The sequence below is a fragment of the Paraflavitalea sp. genome (genome assembly GCF_059502485.1).
In genome coordinates, this window is record NZ_JCACET010000011.1 from 192,151 (window position 1) to 207,984 (window position 15,834).

Below are 15,834 nucleotides of genomic sequence, written 5' to 3' on the forward strand. Positions count from 1 at the left end.
TTGTGGCTTTAGAATTTAACATTAAGTCCCAGCATGTAATTGACAGTCGAAGGAGCATCGGTGATCTCCGGATCTGTTCCATCGTGCTTGCGCACGTAGTTGGAGAACATGTATGGATTGGTGATGTTCAGGTACACGCGCAGTGATTGTGCTTTTACTTTCGATATCAGTTGCTTGGGCAGGTTGTAGCCCAAGTTGATATTGCGGATGCGGATGAATGATCCGTCGAAATATTTCAGTGTGCTGCCAAATACCACACCCGGGCTGCCGGAGGTTCCGCTGATCGGACGTGGATAAGCATTCGTGGGATTGTTGGGTGTCCAGTAATCCGAGCTTACCACATTGTAACGACCACCGAAGGCGATAGAGTTATTAGGTGGGTTGTGGAAGGCGCTCACGATGGTGTTGCCACTTACTGCTACAGCAAAAATGCCGATGTCGAATGATTTATAGTTGAAGCGGTTGTTGAAACCGAACGTCCATTTGGGTGTTGGTGAGCCAATGATCATACGGTCATCCGGATCGATCTTGCCGTTCGTGTTGCGGTCGGCTACTTTGATCTGTCCGATAGAAGAGCTGTATTGTGCAGCTTGTGTTTCTCCTTTTTGCCAGATACCTGTTTTTTGATAATCGTAGTATACCTGCAGGAACTTCCCGATGAAGCGGGCATTACCGATATCATCTACTTTGCCGAGTGACAGTTCCAATATCTTTTCCTGGTTGTAGGCAGTGGTAAAATCTGTAGTCCACTGGAAATCCCTGCCTGCAATGTTCTGTGATGAAAGGGTCAACTCCACACCCGTATTCTGTGTGCTGCCTATGTTGGTGATCACAGAAGAGAAGCCTGTTGAGTTTGGCAGAACATACGGGAGCAGCAGGTCGAATGTGCGGCTTCTGTATCCTTCGATAGCACCTGTGAGCCGGTTGTTCAGCAATCCGAAATCAACACCGATGTTAAAGGCTTCTGTTGTTTCCCATTTCAGGTTCGGGTTGGGAATGCTGGATGGATAATAACCAAGTGCAGCCACATCATTGAAATCGTAATAAGAACGGTTGAGTGTTGACAGGGTACCGTAAGGGTCCAGTGCCGTGTTGCCCGTGCGTCCGTAGCCTAAACGGAATTTCAGGTTGGACAGGATATTCTGGTTTGCCATGAACGCTTCATTCGAAATGTTCCAGGCAAAGGCCGCAGAGGGGAAGAAGCCCCATTTGTTGCCGGGAGCGAATACGGATGAACCATCGGCACGAACGGTAGCGGTAAACAGGAAGCGGTTATCGAAACCGTAATTGATACGTCCCATGTAGGACAGGATATTGAACCGTGAATAGCTGCTGCCGATGCTGGCCAGCAACCCTGATGAACCGAGGTTGTGAAAGGTCACTGATTCTACAGGAAGGTTTTCTCCTGCTGCTGCGCCTGTTTCTCTTACGCGTTCCTGTACGCTGTAGAGGGCAGTGGCGCCAATCTTATGTTTACCAAACGTTTGGTTGTAGTCAAGGATGTTTTCGAGTGTGTAGGAGAAAATGTATTCGTTGGACATGCTGGCATTGGGTAGCTGTCCCTGACGGGCAATGGAATTGGATGCATTAAAACTACCAAATCGGCTATTGGTAAGGTCGGGACCAAAGTTGACACGGAACTTCAGGTTCTTAACCAACTCTGCTTCTGCATACAGACTGGCCAATAAACGTGTGCGTTTCTCTTTGCGGAGCACATTGCCCGGGATGAAATCGCTGAGGGGGTTATACATCAGCGGGTCGTTGGTGGGGTTACTGAGCATCTTGCCATCCGAGCCATAGGGTGAGCCGATGGGGTTGATCACTACAGTAGCAGCGATCGGATTGAAGTTGGCTCCGTTGCGCTCGCTGAAAGAACCCAGCACCGATACGCCCATATTGATCTTGTTGGTGATCTTCTGGTCGAGGTTTATGCGAAGGGTATAGCGGGTGAAATCCTGTAGCTTGATGTACCCATCGTCCTGGTAGTAGCCCAGTGATACATTGTATTTCGTAGTGGCAGATGCGCCCAGTATACTCAGCTCATGGTTTTGCTGGAAACCATTTTGTGTGATCTCTCTTTGCCAGTCGGTGTATTGACCTTTAGCGATAGCGTCCAGTTCCAGGGTGGAGAATATCTTGGCATCGGAGGCTGCAGGATCGGCATCATTGTAGTTGTTGATCGTCCTGTTGGCTTCGCGGCGGAATTCTACATACTGCGGGCCTGTGAGATTATTGATGTAACGATTGATCACTGTTTTGCCTACGTAGGTATTGTACCGTACTTCCGGTTGTCCGTTGGCTGTTTGTTTGCCCCTGGCGGTAGTAATGATGATCACACCGTTGGCGCCACGTGATCCGTAGATGGCTGTGGCGGATGCATCTTTCAGTACATCCATCGACACGATGTCGTTGGGGTTGATATCATTGAAGCCGTCGTTGGTGGGGATGCCGTCAATTACATACAGCGGATCGTTGCCGGCTGTAATAGAACGGTGACCGCGCAACAGCACAGAGGGTTCTGCACCGGGCCTGTTAGAGTTCTGTGTAACGTACACGCCTGCTACCCTGCCCTGCAGCAATTGCTGGGCATTGGTGACCGGTACTTCACGCAGTGCTTTTTCACTGATGGAAGAAATGGCGCCTGTTACGTCTGTGCGCTTTCTTGTACCGTAACCCACTACCACGACATCGTTCAAGGCCACTGCATTGGCCGTTAAAACTACATCGATTGAGCTTTTTGTGCCGACGCGTATTTCCTGCGTACCAAATCCTGCGGAAGTAAATATGAGTACGGATGATTCGCCGGCAACACTGATCTTAAAGGCTCCGTCTATACCTGTTTGGGTAACGGCATTGGTTCCTTTTTCACTGACTGTTACGTTGGGAATGGCGACGCCTTTGTCATCGGTCACTTTTCCGGTTACTTCTTTAGCCCGCATGGGCACGCCGGCCTGTACAGTTATTGCCTGAAGGAATACTGTCATCACCAGCAGCAGGTGAATGAATGCTGCCCTGGACTTTGGGCGCCGGAGGCAGCGTAAGTTAGTAGTCAATTTTTCAAACATGGCAATGGAGAGTTTATTTTTTGGAGTTGATTTTTTATGATGGGGTTTTAAATAGCCGGGTTATGGAATTGCCTGTGTTGTCGCCTGTCGGGAAGGTGAGTCGAATAACAGATCCACTTCCCTGTTTGGTTGCACCCGGTCCTTCGAGTTTCCGGTTGAGTACCAGGGTTACTTCTTTTTGTTTGTGCAAAGGGTCGGCAGCGGTAATGTAGTAACCGCCGGATGTGTGCCGGATCAGCACAGTAGCTTTCATCCGTGAACTGATGCTGAGACCATCCGGCATCACTACTGTGGCTGGTTCATAGAATACAATGGCGTAATAATCATTGTAAGCCACTGCTTGTACATCAGCAGTATTGCTAACCACTTTGAACTTGCCGGGCACCTTGCTGGCCAGGAAAGCTTCTTTTGTAGCGGCAGGTATTACTATATATTGGTAGTGTGCATTGGTGGGCGCTGTACCATGTGCAAACCAGCAGCTGAATACATCGCGTGTGATGGTTTCGTTGCTGCCTGTTGTGTTGATGCTTTTCCAGCTCCCTGATTGCGGTGCCTTGCTTACAACAACGGATGATGCTTCCGGAAATACATAGCCTACACCGTCATGGTAAATCCATTGCAGGCTGTTGAACTGCTTCGTCTTTTCACTTAATACTTCTGTTTTGTTGCCAGCCTGTATGCTTACTTCTCCGTTCAGGAAAGTTTGGTTGACTGTTGTGTGTACTGTTTGAATGCCCAATGCATTGATGCCTGCACCCAGGCAAAGCATGGCATCTCCCAAAAAGAAATAAGCTTTTTTTGCCTGTATGCCGTTGTAGCTATGTTCGTAGGCTATCAGTCCGGCGTTGCCATCGCTGGCGCCGCCTGCAAATTGATTGGAACCATACTGGTACCATTGTAACAGCACGGATGCAGGATGATTCACTGCAGTGGTGCCCGGAATTTTGGTCCAATCCCACACCGGCAGGATGTTCTTATACTCGCGGCCGTGGGTCATGATATTGGTAGCACCCAATGGCAGGTTGAAACCTTTGAGGTTTTCTCCGTTCAATGATTCGGTGCCGGCTGTGCGGGTAGAGATCACTTTGGCAGAGAGGTAGTAATTGCTACCATGCAGGGTCATGATATCCGACTTCCAGAAATAGTTGTTGCCCTGGTATGCTTGTGGGAATGCAGCACCAGCCAGATGAGCTTTCCATTGTGCGTAATCTGTTACGTGAACAGGATCAGCCAGCGACAGGTTGTTGAGGGTGGTTGTATCCATACCACTGAGCCCATTCTCGCGGGTAATGTTCCTGCCATTAGTACCGAAGTCTACCACATCACGGTATTCCAGGAGCTGGTGTCCTTTGAGTGCCAGGTTGGATAGTATCGTTTTCTTTTCGGGTGTAAAACTCTCCGCGAAAACGGTTTGGCGGGAAAGTGCCAGCATTTCTGCTACATCACGCACGTAGCCTAATCCATAACCGCCTGAGTAAAGTTGTGGCCGGTGCTGGTGAAAGCTGTTATCTATTTTAATGCCTTCATCCCCTTGCATCGGTTCTATCGTAAGTGTGGAGGCCAGTGAAGCATATCCTCGTTCTACCAGTTGCTGATCATCGCTGATGCAGCCTTTATAAATGGTGATGATGGAAACCCATACCCTATTCTGTCCTTTATGTCCCGGGCTCGGTGTTGCATCGACCAGGTAGCTTGCATACTTTTTTACCTGTTCGCCTGGCAGGTATTTTTTTACCAGGATCAGTGCGGCCATGTACTCATTGGGCCCGCCGATCTCCATATCCCACCAGTTGGAGGAACGCAGGCGTTTGTTATATATAAAGGCGAAGCCTTTGTCGATCTTGTTTAATAGTTCTGTTGACTGATAGCTGCCGCCTGCAGGATTGTTGTAAGCAGCTGCCATCGACCGCAGGCGTTTCATGTGGGCAGACCACTTAGCTGTGACTGTATCCTGGTAGTTAATATCAGACCAGCTACCGTCGGCCTGCATACCGGCGGATGGATCGGTCTGATTGGCGGTGCCGCGCAGTGACCTGGCGGTTAATCGCTCTGTAAGTATATCGAGGCTTTTGGAGGCAGGCATTGTCTGGCTTATTACCGGCTGGAGAGCCGTCATAAGCAGTGTGAAGACAGTGGCTTGCAATCGATGGTTTCCTGCCATAAAAGTTCGTTAGCGAATCCTGAATTGATAAACCAAATATAGCTTGCCAATAAACCGGATATTGATACTCTTTTTGCGTTTTATGGTATTAATCCGGCTGTTTCTGCTGTTGTGAGTGACTGGTTGTGGTCTATCATTTTGATGATACGCTTAACGGTCTTTGCCGAGCTGAATCCATCGGGCGGTGTATTCATTACATAATCAGTGAGGCGTTCGATCGTGCTGGTGGCTACATGCATGCGTGTGTCGGATGATGCGTAGTAAATGAATACTTTTCCGTCATCGTCGGCTATCCAGCCATTGCAGAATACGACATTGGAAACGTCGCCGATGCGTTCTTCGCCCTGTGGGGCGAGCAGGTAGCCTGCCGGCTTATAGATGACATTGGTCAGATCATCGAGGGCCGTCATGAACATGTAGAGTACGTAGCGCAATCCCGCTGCCGTGTTACGTACACCGTGTGCGAGGTGTAGCCAGCCATGCGCTGTCTTGATAGGCGCCGGACCTTGCCCGTTCTTGGCTTCGTAGACCGTATGGTATACTTTTTTATCGATCACTGTTTCTTTGTCGATCACAGCAGGTTCCATAGCGTCTGCCAGGCCGAAGCCGATGCCTCCCCCATTGCCCGTGTCTATGAAACCGTCCTGGGGCCGGGTGTAGAAGGCGTATTGACCGTTCACCAATTCCGGATGAAGCACCACATTGCGTTGCTGTGGTGAAGGTGTTTTAAGATCGGGCAGGCGCTCCCAGGATTTAAAATCCTGTGTACGTGCGATGCCGCATTGGGCCACGGCGGCTGATTGATCGCCTGCTGTTGCAGCAGGATCTCTCCTTTCTGTACAGAACAGGCCATATATCCAACCATCTTCATGTACCGTGATGCGCATATCGTATACATTGGTATCGGGCTCGTTGGTTTCCGGCATATTGACAGGGTATTTCCAGAACCGGAAGTTGTCGATACCGTTGGGGCTTTCGGCTACGGCAAAGAATGATTTTCTGTCACTTCCTTCTACACGGCATATGAGGAGATAACGATCGTTCCATTTTACGGCGCCGGCATTGAACACCGCATTAATGCCCAGTCTTTCCATCAAGAATGGATTGGTGGCCGGGTCAAGGTCATAGCGCCAAACAAGGGGAACGCTGGTTGCTGTGAGGACAGGGTTCTTGTATCTGTCGAAAATGCCATTGCCCAACTCTTCCGGTTCGTTCGGTTGGTTCAGCTCTCTCTCATGCGCCTGCTGGAGTTGTTGTAGTCTTTTTTCGAAGTCCATTATGGTAACTGGATTTGGTATTTTATTAATCGGTTAGCTTATCCCACCAGGTTTTCTTCAATATGACGACTATGATGGCGAGGATAAGTATGGTGATCAGCAAGGGTACTGTGCGACTTAAAATGAGGTACATCGGCAGGATGGTGAGGCATAGTTGAGCAATGATGCCGAGGACCACATTGAACATGTCGCGCCGGAAATTGGTATTGGGTCCAAAAGCGGGATTGTCTTTCTGTACTTCCAGCAGCACCGGTTTCCAGAAGCCCCAGGGGTGTACCGTGCTGTAGAATTGCTTCAATACTTTCATGTCGGTGGGCGGTGCAGCGTACGTTCCCGCAATGGAGCCCGCCAATGAGATCGCAAACAGCAAGGGGAAAAAGTACAGGAATTCCACACCTTCGAAAAAGCGGGTGAATATGAGTGCTGCGGCCACGCCCGACAACATGCCCCAGAAGAATCCATTGGCGTTGAAGCGCCACCAATACCATTTTAACACGTTGGCTGCAATGTATCCGCCATACAGGGCTGATACGATCCACTGGAGTACGTGGTTAATGTCTTTTACAAAAAAGCCCAATACGATGCCCGTGATCACTACGAGGGTGCCCACGATGTAGTTCATCAGGATGACTTTTTTGTTGGGTGCGCCCGGGTGAATGTATTTCAGGTAAATATCATTCACAATGTATGCCTGCGCAGCATTGAGGGTACCGCTGAAGGTGCCCATGAATGCGCCCAATAAACCTGTCAATACCAGGCCCACCAGACCTACGGGCAGAAAACTATTGATAGTAACCGGCAGGATACGCTCGAAGTCAATGGTGCCATCGGCCGATTGCAGGTTCATCTGGTTGTAGTACAGCAAGCCCAGGACCGTAAGCCCGATGATGAGCGAATACCGGATAGGTAATAGTATGATCGATACAAATCCGCTCATTTTACTCGCGTCTTTCGGTGAACGGGTAGATAGTATCTTCTGCATGTCGTAGTTGGGGGCCGGACCAGCAAGGGATGCAAAGACGCCTTTGAAAAGCATCATCATGAAGAAGGCGCCGAATAGTGAATAGCCGTCGCTTTCGATCTTTGTATTTACTTCTGCAATTATATGGCTCCAGTCGAGGGATAAACGGGTGCCGAAAAAGGGACTGTACCAACCTTCGGGCACAGCCAGTGTTTGTCCCTGTAGTTTTATGTAAGCAATGATCGCGATTGAAAAACTGGCAACGGTCATAATGCCGTATTTGATCATGTCTCCCAGCACTATGCTGTGCAACCCACCAATAATGGAATAAAACATGGCGAAAAAGGTCAATACAATGCCATAAAAGTGAGCAACATAATGAGGCGGCACGTTGAAGGGTACGTAGTTTTTTACATATTCCCAGGGCACGAAGATCTCTATGAATTTACCCAGTCCGATGAATCCGTAGACCATGAAGCCGAGGCAACCAATGAGGGCAAATGCTATCACGACTTTGTGTGATCCTTTAACGCCTTTACCACTGTTTCCAAAGCGGGTGGCCAGCCATTCGGCCCCTGTGGTGGCATTGGAGCGGCGCAGCCACCGGGAGAGATACATCATCAGGAATACCTGATTGAATACGGGCCAGAGCCAGGGTATCCACAGGCTTTTCATACCATACACAAAGCAGAGGCTCACCATCCACATCGTTCCGCTGATGTCGAACATGTCGGAGGCATCGCTCAATCCCAGTTTGTACCAGGACAGTGATTTCCCTCCCATCAGGTAGCTTTGCTGATCTTGTCGTGCTTTTTTCCGGTACCGTAAACCGATAAGGATCATAACGAGGAGATAGGCAATTACAATCAGGCAATCTATTAGCGTCAATTTCATTCGCTTAAGGTAGTTGGTTTTCCGGTACGTTTGCTGGCATGGGCTGTTCGATCTATCCGGATTTCAAAGGTAAACCAGCACAGTACAGTACAGTGATACTTAAAATGCATTTTGTGATACATTTTTAACAGGGCAATGTGTTTTATTCTACTCATTCTGTACCTTAGTTAGCAACGATTTATGCCTGTACAATGAATACTACGCTCAGAGAAATCACGCCCCTTACGCAAAGCGACTGTTTTACTTTGTTTTCCCGGAAGAAGAAAAACTTCGATTTTCCGCTGCATCATCACGAAGAATATGAGCTGAATTTAATACTCAATGCGAAGGGTGCCAAGCGCATCGTGGGGGATCATGTTTCGCTCATTGGTGATGCGGAGCTGGTATTTGTTGGGCCCAACCTCGATCATGGCTGGTTTGACTGTGAGCTTACCGGTAAGGAGATCCAGGAGGTTACCATCCAGTTTAACAAAGACCTGCTGGCTGATTCACTGCTCAAGAAGAATCAGCTCAACTTTATTAATCATATGTTCGATCGCTCCCGGCATGGCATTCTTTTTTCGCAGGAGGTGATCAAAAGGTTGCAGGGAAGGCTCCTTGGCCTTGTAAGCAAAACCGGCTTTGATTCCGTACTGGAGTTGTTCTCGATTCTTCATGATCTCTCTACGTCACGAAACATGGTGATATTGAGTGGCACGATCAATAACAAGAACAAGGAGGTCTTCAACTATAATAGCAGAAGGATCGAAAAGGCATATGAATATATGAACAAGCATTACCAGAACCAGATCACGCTGAATGAGGTGGCGAAGGTGATCAATATGCCGGAGGCTTCTTTCAGCCGCTTTATCAAGAAGCGTACGGGGAAAACTTTTACTGATAGCTTAAATGATATCCGTCTTGGTCATGCCACGCGCATGCTGATCAATACTACCGATACGATTGCCGAAGTGGCTTTCAAGTGCGGGTTCAATAATATGTCCAACTTCAACAGGATCTTCAAACGAAGGAAGAATACTACACCCAAGGGGTTCCGGGAGAATTACTCGGGAACGAGAATATTCATCTAATGCTACTATATAAAAAAGGCGCTTCCTTTATGAAAGCGCCTTAAAAATCCAGCAGCAATACGAGTCCTACTGCAAATGATTACCCGGAAAAAATATCTTTAGTGTCAGTAACAACAGGTAGGGTGCAGCAACCATCAATATCGATACCAATAATCCATTTAGTTTGTTTGGTTTTTTGGTCCAGGCTGGTTCGAACTTGTTGTAGATCTTTTCGTCGTAATTGTTAAGGATGAAGATGCGGTAAAAGATCAATGCGGTACTAACGTAAACAAATATCGCAAATGACATGCCCAATGACTGGGTAGAAAACCATGCATGCCGGATCAGTCGAAGGAAAGCTGCCTGTAAAAACAGTACCCATCCTCCAATAGACATCGAAATAATGTACATGGTCCATAATCGTGCAGGGAAAGTGGTCAGGTCCTGGTTACGCTGTTGGTAATGAGCGTAAATGTTGAAATAGACATACTCAAAATGTTTCACGGGTATGCGGATTTAGGGTTAGCGGATTATTGCCTCCCTTAAACGTTTGGGGCGAAAATACTGGTATACGGATTTGTCAAAAAGGAGGTGATTACAGCATTCCCAATATTGGATTTAGTGGTAACTACTTAATTGTAAGCGTTATCTATATTATACCCTTCGAAAGATTTATCAGCTATTTTTCTGTGTTTTTTCTCTGCAGACATCTTGACAAAATCGCCCGGTTTACAGGTTGAAAACATTGCTATGTTTTATACATATCAGTGTGATCGTGTAATGGCTTTTGTAGCGATGCAACGGGGAAGCATAAATTGCTGTCAACCTGAAAAACAGACAGTATGAAACTCCTGAAAATGGCTCTTTTTGCCGGGTCACTAATAATTGCATCGGCCAGTTGCAAGAAAGACAAAGCCAGCACCGGCGATCCGGATTCTATTGTTGGTATATGGGAGTTAAGGAAAACCACCGCTGCTATGAATCCCACAGGGGCTGTATATGCCTCCGGCAATGGGCGTATCGTAAAATTTTCCAGTACTGCTTATGAGATCATTGAAAACGGCCAGGTTACGGAGATCGGACAATATACTGTTAAAGCTGATGCTACCGTTCAGGAAAGTGTGTGTCTGAATATAAGTGCTGAAGAATATAGTAAAATTATTGTATTCAGCAGCAGTAACAATCCTACCAAACAATTCTTCAAGATCGAGAATAACAGGCTTCATTTTATTGCCGGCTGTTATGCATACGACGCCGGGCACACGAAAGAGTACGCGAGGATATCATTTGATACGGATACTCCTTAGTTGTCTGGTTTTGCTGCCGGGTACTTTTACATCTTTGTTAACATATAGAAGGGTATCATTGTGTAAATACAACGCTGCCTGTATTCCCAGACTTCCTGTGTAATTGGTAGAAGGCCCGCATCTATACCATAAAAATGAGATTACTTATTCTGTCTTCATTGTTTATCACTTCCTTTTCAGTCTTAGGACAAACTCCCCAAACGACAACCATACAGATTTCTACTAATAATTGCCGGATGGAGGAGTTTTCATGGGTCGGTTCAGATACTGTCTCTTTCTATAGGTTGCCTGAGGATACATTGGCTTATGTAATTATGCCAGGTCAGGTAATAACGTGGCCCGCTAAAATTAAAAACGCAGTTACCGGGAATTACAGGGTACGTTACATGAACAATTATGGTCAGGTAGTGAATAAAGTAGTTACACTAACTGAGAAGCCTACCAACAATGTTGCGCTATGTCCAGACAAATTATCGGCGTATCCGCAAAATACATTGGCAAAATTGCAGGAAAAGGACTCGGTAGTGGTCTGGATTCATTCCAGTGGTTGCTATCACGCCAGTGGGTCGAAAATTGTCATTACGAAAGTTGAGGGTCAGTTTGTGGCCCGACTTTATAACGCTTCCTGGAAATACGTGAAAAAAGGTAGGCAAATGGTGGTAGAATTTAAAGACGGCGGGCTTTTGCAAACAACCACCATGAGCCAAGAGGGGGTTCAGGGGTTTATCCAATTTGAAAATGAGCTTAACTATGTGAAAGATGATGGCTGCATCTCAACGGATTTGTATGATGTAAAAAGCAAGTATTTAAATGTGAATAAAACGGATGGCTCCTGTAGCTGGCGTGGAGCTTATCGTTTAAGGAAGTCCATCTTTGGTGATGAGGTTAAGGTACTCCAGACGGGGAAAATGAAACTTGCCTCTCCTACTTCTATAAAGTCTTCTTTAGCTTCACCTCAACTTTAGATCCTTCAGTTTTGATGGTTATTGTCTTTTTAATGGCCGCTGATGCAGTGGTGGAAACACTATAGGTGTTGGTATTGGCGGTTGAGCCCTGGAACATGCCGTTGATGTAGGTGTCTGTATAACCAACCACCTCGGTCCTGCTGCTGTTGTGTATGTAGCCAAACTCTGTATAGAGCAAATACTCGCCGGGCATCAGGTTGGTGAATTCAAAATGGCCATCATTGTCGTATACAGTCGTTACTTTGATGCAGGCGGCTGCGTCCTTGGACAGTGGAAAGCCCTGGCGGCCTTTCTTTCTGGCTGCATCATTCACTTTTATCCATTCTTTGAAATAGTCAGTATGCGGGATCAGGATCACTGAGGTCCCTACCCTGGCGTGTTGCTTTTTATTGATGTTCAAAACGGCCATTCCCTTCAGCAGGCCCTCATTCTGGTTGTCGCGGGCAAAGGCCTGTCCCAGAATAACTGAGTTGCCTGAAGTCACCATTTTCATTGTAGATGTCTTGTCGAAGGTTGTCGTAAAGGGGTTGTAGTCGATCTCTTTATCAACAAGCAGCAATTGTTGTCCCTGGGTTTGTATTTCTATCTTCCAGAGGCGGCGGGTGTCTTTATCAATATAATAGACATAGCTGTCGTTGGTGGCTTCTTCAAATACTTTTACCTGCCACACTTTGTGCTCCCCTGTGAACCCGCTTGTATACATATGGCTTTTTACTTCTTCTATGCGGGCTTTCTTTGTATTTGTTTTGTTGGTTGGCTTGTAATCGTATACGGCAAGATCATTTTTGTAGCCTGAAGTGAGTGGCAGCAGGCCCAGCAGGTATGGATAGGTATAGCTGTCGAAGAAGGCGGTGCCTGCGCCATCTTTGATGGCATGTTTTTTCCCGGTTTGTTTGTCGTGGTAATGGCCTGTCACTTCTTTACCATAGTTTACCACCATTGCCTTGGTTTTGCTGAAGGAAGAGCGGTAAATGGGTTTGAAGGTGCTGCCGTCGGCAATGCTGGTGTCGATGATCAGGTCTTCCGATCCTCTCATTTGTAAGGCCGTATAGACTGCGAGGGCTTTATCGGTGGAGTTGATCTGTACAGTAAAGGTGCTGATCTCTACCTGTTGGCCATTGGAGTAGGCGTAGCAGGCCATTTCATAGGTGCCGTTCTTAATCCACTTTCTATCGAATGCGTTATCTGCCGGTGTCAGGAGTGCCTGCGCTTTGCAGAAAAGGGTCGCACTTATCAATAACAACGTAGCAAGGGAGCGCATTGCAAGGGCTCGCTTTGAACTATTCATGATCATAAATGGATGGTTAAAACAGTCAAAAATAGGACGTGTTTTAGCACCCACAAATACCGACAAATGAGTAATTTATGTCTACTGGTTTTCAGGTATGTAGCACTTTACTTCGCAGGCAGATTTCTCACCCTGTGCAGTGATTGATGTTTGAGGTACGTATGGCAGGGTTCGAAATGACAAAGAAGGTGGTAGCGTTAAAAAATTATTACCTTGTCGATATGAAATTACTGACCGAACAGGAGCTTATCTGGTCTGATGTGGTGGCAAATAACCGGATGAACCGTAAGCGGAATGCGAGCGGTGTGAATAGCTATGAAAAGGAGCTGAAGTTCAAGCCTGAGACGTTCCTGAACAGCCGGCTTCAGGAAAAGGGGCTGGTTAAGTGGCTGGACCTGTGTTGCGGTGAGGGCAATGCCTTACTCCAGTACGCCAAAGAGCTACATGGAAAAGAGTTACAGGACAAGGCTGTACTAAAAGGTATCGATCTTGTTGATCAATTTCAAACGGTGCCTGCGTTTATCAGTTGCCTGCAGTTTGAAGTGCGTTCATTGGTTGATTGGATTGCGGATGAACGATACGACCTCGTTACCTGTGTTCATGGACTGCATTATACCGGGGATAAGATCAGGGTAATACAGGCAGCGCTACAGGCTGTTGCCGATGAAGGCCTGTTATTGGCTAATCTCGATCTGAATAGTATTAAGGTTGAAGGTGATCCGCTTCACAAGCAGTTAAAGGGTTTATTCAAAACAAACAATATTGATTACAATGCCCGGCAGAAGTTATTAGTCTGTAAAGGTCCCCGTAATATTGCTGTTCAACTTACGTATCTTGGCGCTAATGATCAGGCCGGTCCAAATTATACCGGACAGGATGCTGTTGATTCTTATTATGCTGTTGGTCTTTAACTTTCATGGAAGACTATCTGCACGGTTAGGTCGTCGTTGCTTTCCAGTATGGTTAAGATGCCGATAAAGTGTGCCAGCAGGGCCGGAAATTCTACGAGTGGTTTTGAATTCAGGTATTGGTGGATTCGCTTATTGACTGCTTCCAGTTTCTTTTCTGCAGAGGGATCGCCGGAGTTGAAGATGTTTTTCCATGCAGGCCCGGACTTGCTTGTTTTGTTATCGGGATTGTCTGTGGTGTCGGTCCGGAAGCTTTTGTCGTGTTCCCTCCTCTTCTTTGTTTCATAGTTATATACTTTCTCCAATATTTCTTTCAGGAAAACGGGTTTCACCACATTGTCTGTGGGTATCTTATTGAAGTTGGGGGCGCCTGTTTCTTCGTCAAGAACATGTGGGTTCCTCGACTCTGAACAGGAGTAAAACTGCAATAGCCGGTATTCCTCGTCTGTCAGGTTATATTGCTTTTTAAAGGTATCCTTGAGTTCGTAGCTTTCATTATTTATATCCCATACCTGTCCATATATACCGTCGTCAAAGCGTATGAACCTGAAGTTTTGAAGGGGAATGGCAGTTTGTAGTTGCTTGTCTTTGTACGTTAAGATATAGATGTCTGTATTTACACTCATTGGTCAAGGGTTATATTATGTTTAAAATAAGTAAAATATCCAGGAGTGTAAAAACTTATCCTGACAAAGGGATTAATGCTTTGCTTTGGCGCTCAGTATAACCTGGTAGATGAATAACGGCACCGACCAACCCATCCAGAAGAGGGAGGGTGAAATGTCTTCGAAGGTGCCGAAGTTGATCTTCAGCAGATATTTGAGGGTTAGCCCTGAAACAATAAATGCGAGGGTGACGATGTAGCTGCGCGTCATCCATTCCTGGTGGAGTTTAAACTTCTTTTGCAGGGCAGCTCTATAGGCAATGACGGTTGAAATGATCCAAACGCTTACCCATACCTGTGCGGAAAAGGCGTATGCCCAGTTAACGTCGTAGGCTGTTGTGAAGCTCAGGATCGTGGCGCAAACTGAGCTGACCAGTATGGCCAGCAAGTATCCTATGCCCACCCACCGGTGGAGCTTGATGTAGCGTGCCCTAAATCTGCTCCAGAACTGGAGTGGCCCCAGGATCAGGGCTCCGCCGCCGGCTGTGATGTGTGCGATCAGCACCCATTTCCGGGTAAAGTATTTGCCGAGTGCTTCGGGGGTTAGCTGGAGGAAGTGATCGGCTCCCTTCATAAAATGGCGGGTAATGACAAAGATCAGTATCCAGAATAACAGCTGGCGCAGGCTGATGAGGCGGTAAAATGGTATTCGTTTGGCGGTGGTTCCGGATGGCTTTACTGTTTCAGGCATTTGCGGTTTGTTGTATGTGAATAATGCCTGCAAATTGGAATGGCAGCGCCGGAATTAAAATAACCGAATTGATTTTCAGGTACTGAATATTTTTTCGGTATGGCTGCCGGAGAGGCAAATGGACTTAAAAAGGTACATTTACCATTAAAAAGATGTACGAAAGAAAGATACAGGAGGACCTTGATTGTGGCATTAGCGTGGCGATGAAGGTATTTGGCGCCAAGTGGAAGCCTTGTATTATCGATGCCATCAGCCGCGGGGCTAAGCGTCCCAGTGAACTGCACCGTGAGATCACGACTACCAGCGCCCGTGTGATCGATATGCAGCTGAGTGAACTGGTTACTTATGGTGTACTATCCAAGAAAGCAGGTACAGGATTTCCCCTGTATGTAGAATACTCCCTCACTCCTATGGGCGAAAGCATCCTGCCAATTCTTGCTCATCTCAGTGCCTGGGGTCTCCAAAACAAAGAGGTGGTGAAGAAAATAGCTTATCAGCAAAGCGGACAGGAAGACCCAACTAACAAGAAGCACTCCCGGAACGAATTGAGCGCTATTTGTTGATGTTGTTTTATTTTTAGCTTCACTATGATCTGATCTTAAGT

Annotated in this window: 13 protein-coding genes; 5 read left to right on the forward strand and 8 right to left on the reverse strand. The window is 46.9% G+C overall.

What is annotated here, in order from left to right; all coding sequences use genetic code 11:
* Positions 1 to 8: 8 nt before the first annotated feature.
* The 4 genes from AC5JBY_RS28575 to AC5JBY_RS28590 all read right to left on the reverse strand — a co-directional run bounded on the left by AC5JBY_RS28575 (position 9) and on the right by AC5JBY_RS28590 (position 8,358).
* A complete protein-coding gene (locus AC5JBY_RS28575; protein ID WP_495908103.1) occupies positions 9 to 3,065 on the reverse strand; it encodes a SusC/RagA family TonB-linked outer membrane protein in 3,057 nt (1,018 codons plus the stop codon).
* A gap of 34 nt (positions 3,066 to 3,099) precedes the next feature.
* Entirely contained in the window at positions 3,100 to 5,226 is a 2,127-nt protein-coding gene (locus AC5JBY_RS28580) for a polysaccharide lyase family 8 super-sandwich domain-containing protein (protein ID WP_495908104.1), read from the reverse strand.
* Positions 5,227 to 5,306: 80 nt separating this feature from the next.
* Positions 5,307 to 6,503: a glycoside hydrolase family 130 protein gene (locus AC5JBY_RS28585; RefSeq protein WP_495908105.1), complete on the reverse strand. Its 1,197-nt coding sequence runs from the start codon at positions 6,501 to 6,503 to the stop codon at positions 5,307 to 5,309.
* A 25-nt stretch (positions 6,504 to 6,528) separates the two neighbouring features.
* Positions 6,529 to 8,358 carry a sodium:solute symporter family protein gene (locus AC5JBY_RS28590; RefSeq protein ID WP_495908106.1) on the reverse strand — a complete coding sequence of 610 codons (1,830 nt, stop codon included), beginning with the start codon at positions 8,356 to 8,358 and terminating at the stop codon, positions 6,529 to 6,531.
* Between the two features lie 191 nt (positions 8,359 to 8,549).
* Between AC5JBY_RS28590 and AC5JBY_RS28595 the strand changes: the two genes are divergently transcribed.
* The gene (locus tag AC5JBY_RS28595) at positions 8,550 to 9,428 is read left to right on the forward strand and encodes an AraC family transcriptional regulator (protein ID WP_495908107.1); all 879 of its coding nucleotides are present in this window, start codon (positions 8,550 to 8,552) and stop codon (positions 9,426 to 9,428) included.
* A gap of 66 nt (positions 9,429 to 9,494) precedes the next feature.
* Here AC5JBY_RS28595 and AC5JBY_RS28600 read toward each other — a convergent pair whose 3' ends face one another.
* Positions 9,495 to 9,911 (reverse strand): hypothetical protein, encoded by a 417-nt coding sequence (locus AC5JBY_RS28600; RefSeq protein ID WP_495908108.1) that lies wholly within the window; start codon positions 9,909 to 9,911, stop codon positions 9,495 to 9,497.
* 338 nt (positions 9,912 to 10,249) lie between these two features.
* Between AC5JBY_RS28600 and AC5JBY_RS28605 the strand changes: the two genes are divergently transcribed.
* Both AC5JBY_RS28605 and AC5JBY_RS28610 read left to right on the forward strand, forming a co-directional pair.
* Complete coding sequence (locus AC5JBY_RS28605; protein WP_495908109.1) at positions 10,250 to 10,714, forward strand: hypothetical protein; 465 nt, start codon at positions 10,250 to 10,252, stop codon at positions 10,712 to 10,714.
* 134 nt (positions 10,715 to 10,848) lie between these two features.
* On the forward strand, positions 10,849 to 11,679 hold the full coding sequence (locus AC5JBY_RS28610) for a hypothetical protein (RefSeq protein WP_495908110.1): 831 nt from the start codon (positions 10,849 to 10,851) through the stop codon (positions 11,677 to 11,679).
* Here AC5JBY_RS28610 and AC5JBY_RS28615 read toward each other — a convergent pair.
* Positions 11,645 to 12,940, reverse strand: a complete 1,296-nt coding sequence (locus tag AC5JBY_RS28615) for a DUF3108 domain-containing protein (RefSeq protein WP_495908111.1) — start codon at positions 12,938 to 12,940, stop codon at positions 11,645 to 11,647. The two genes, AC5JBY_RS28610 and AC5JBY_RS28615, sit on opposite strands and share 35 nt — an antisense overlap.
* Positions 12,941 to 13,188: 248 nt before the next feature.
* Between AC5JBY_RS28615 and AC5JBY_RS28620 the strand changes: the two genes are divergently transcribed.
* Positions 13,189 to 13,878, forward strand: a complete 690-nt coding sequence (locus AC5JBY_RS28620; RefSeq protein WP_495908112.1) for a class I SAM-dependent methyltransferase — start codon at positions 13,189 to 13,191, stop codon at positions 13,876 to 13,878.
* Here AC5JBY_RS28620 and AC5JBY_RS28625 read toward each other — a convergent pair.
* The gene (locus AC5JBY_RS28625; protein WP_495908113.1) at positions 13,875 to 14,501 is read right to left on the reverse strand and encodes a hypothetical protein; all 627 of its coding nucleotides are present in this window, start codon (positions 14,499 to 14,501) and stop codon (positions 13,875 to 13,877) included. The genes AC5JBY_RS28620 and AC5JBY_RS28625 overlap by 4 nt on opposite strands.
* 72 nt (positions 14,502 to 14,573) lie before the next feature.
* Positions 14,574 to 15,230 (reverse strand): DUF2306 domain-containing protein, encoded by a 657-nt coding sequence (locus AC5JBY_RS28630; protein ID WP_495908114.1) that lies wholly within the window; start codon positions 15,228 to 15,230, stop codon positions 14,574 to 14,576.
* A 152-nt stretch (positions 15,231 to 15,382) separates the two neighbouring features.
* Between AC5JBY_RS28630 and AC5JBY_RS28635 the strand changes: the two genes are divergently transcribed.
* Positions 15,383 to 15,793: a winged helix-turn-helix transcriptional regulator gene (locus AC5JBY_RS28635; protein WP_495908115.1), complete on the forward strand. Its 411-nt coding sequence runs from the start codon at positions 15,383 to 15,385 to the stop codon at positions 15,791 to 15,793.
* Positions 15,794 to 15,834: the final 41 nt, after the last annotated feature.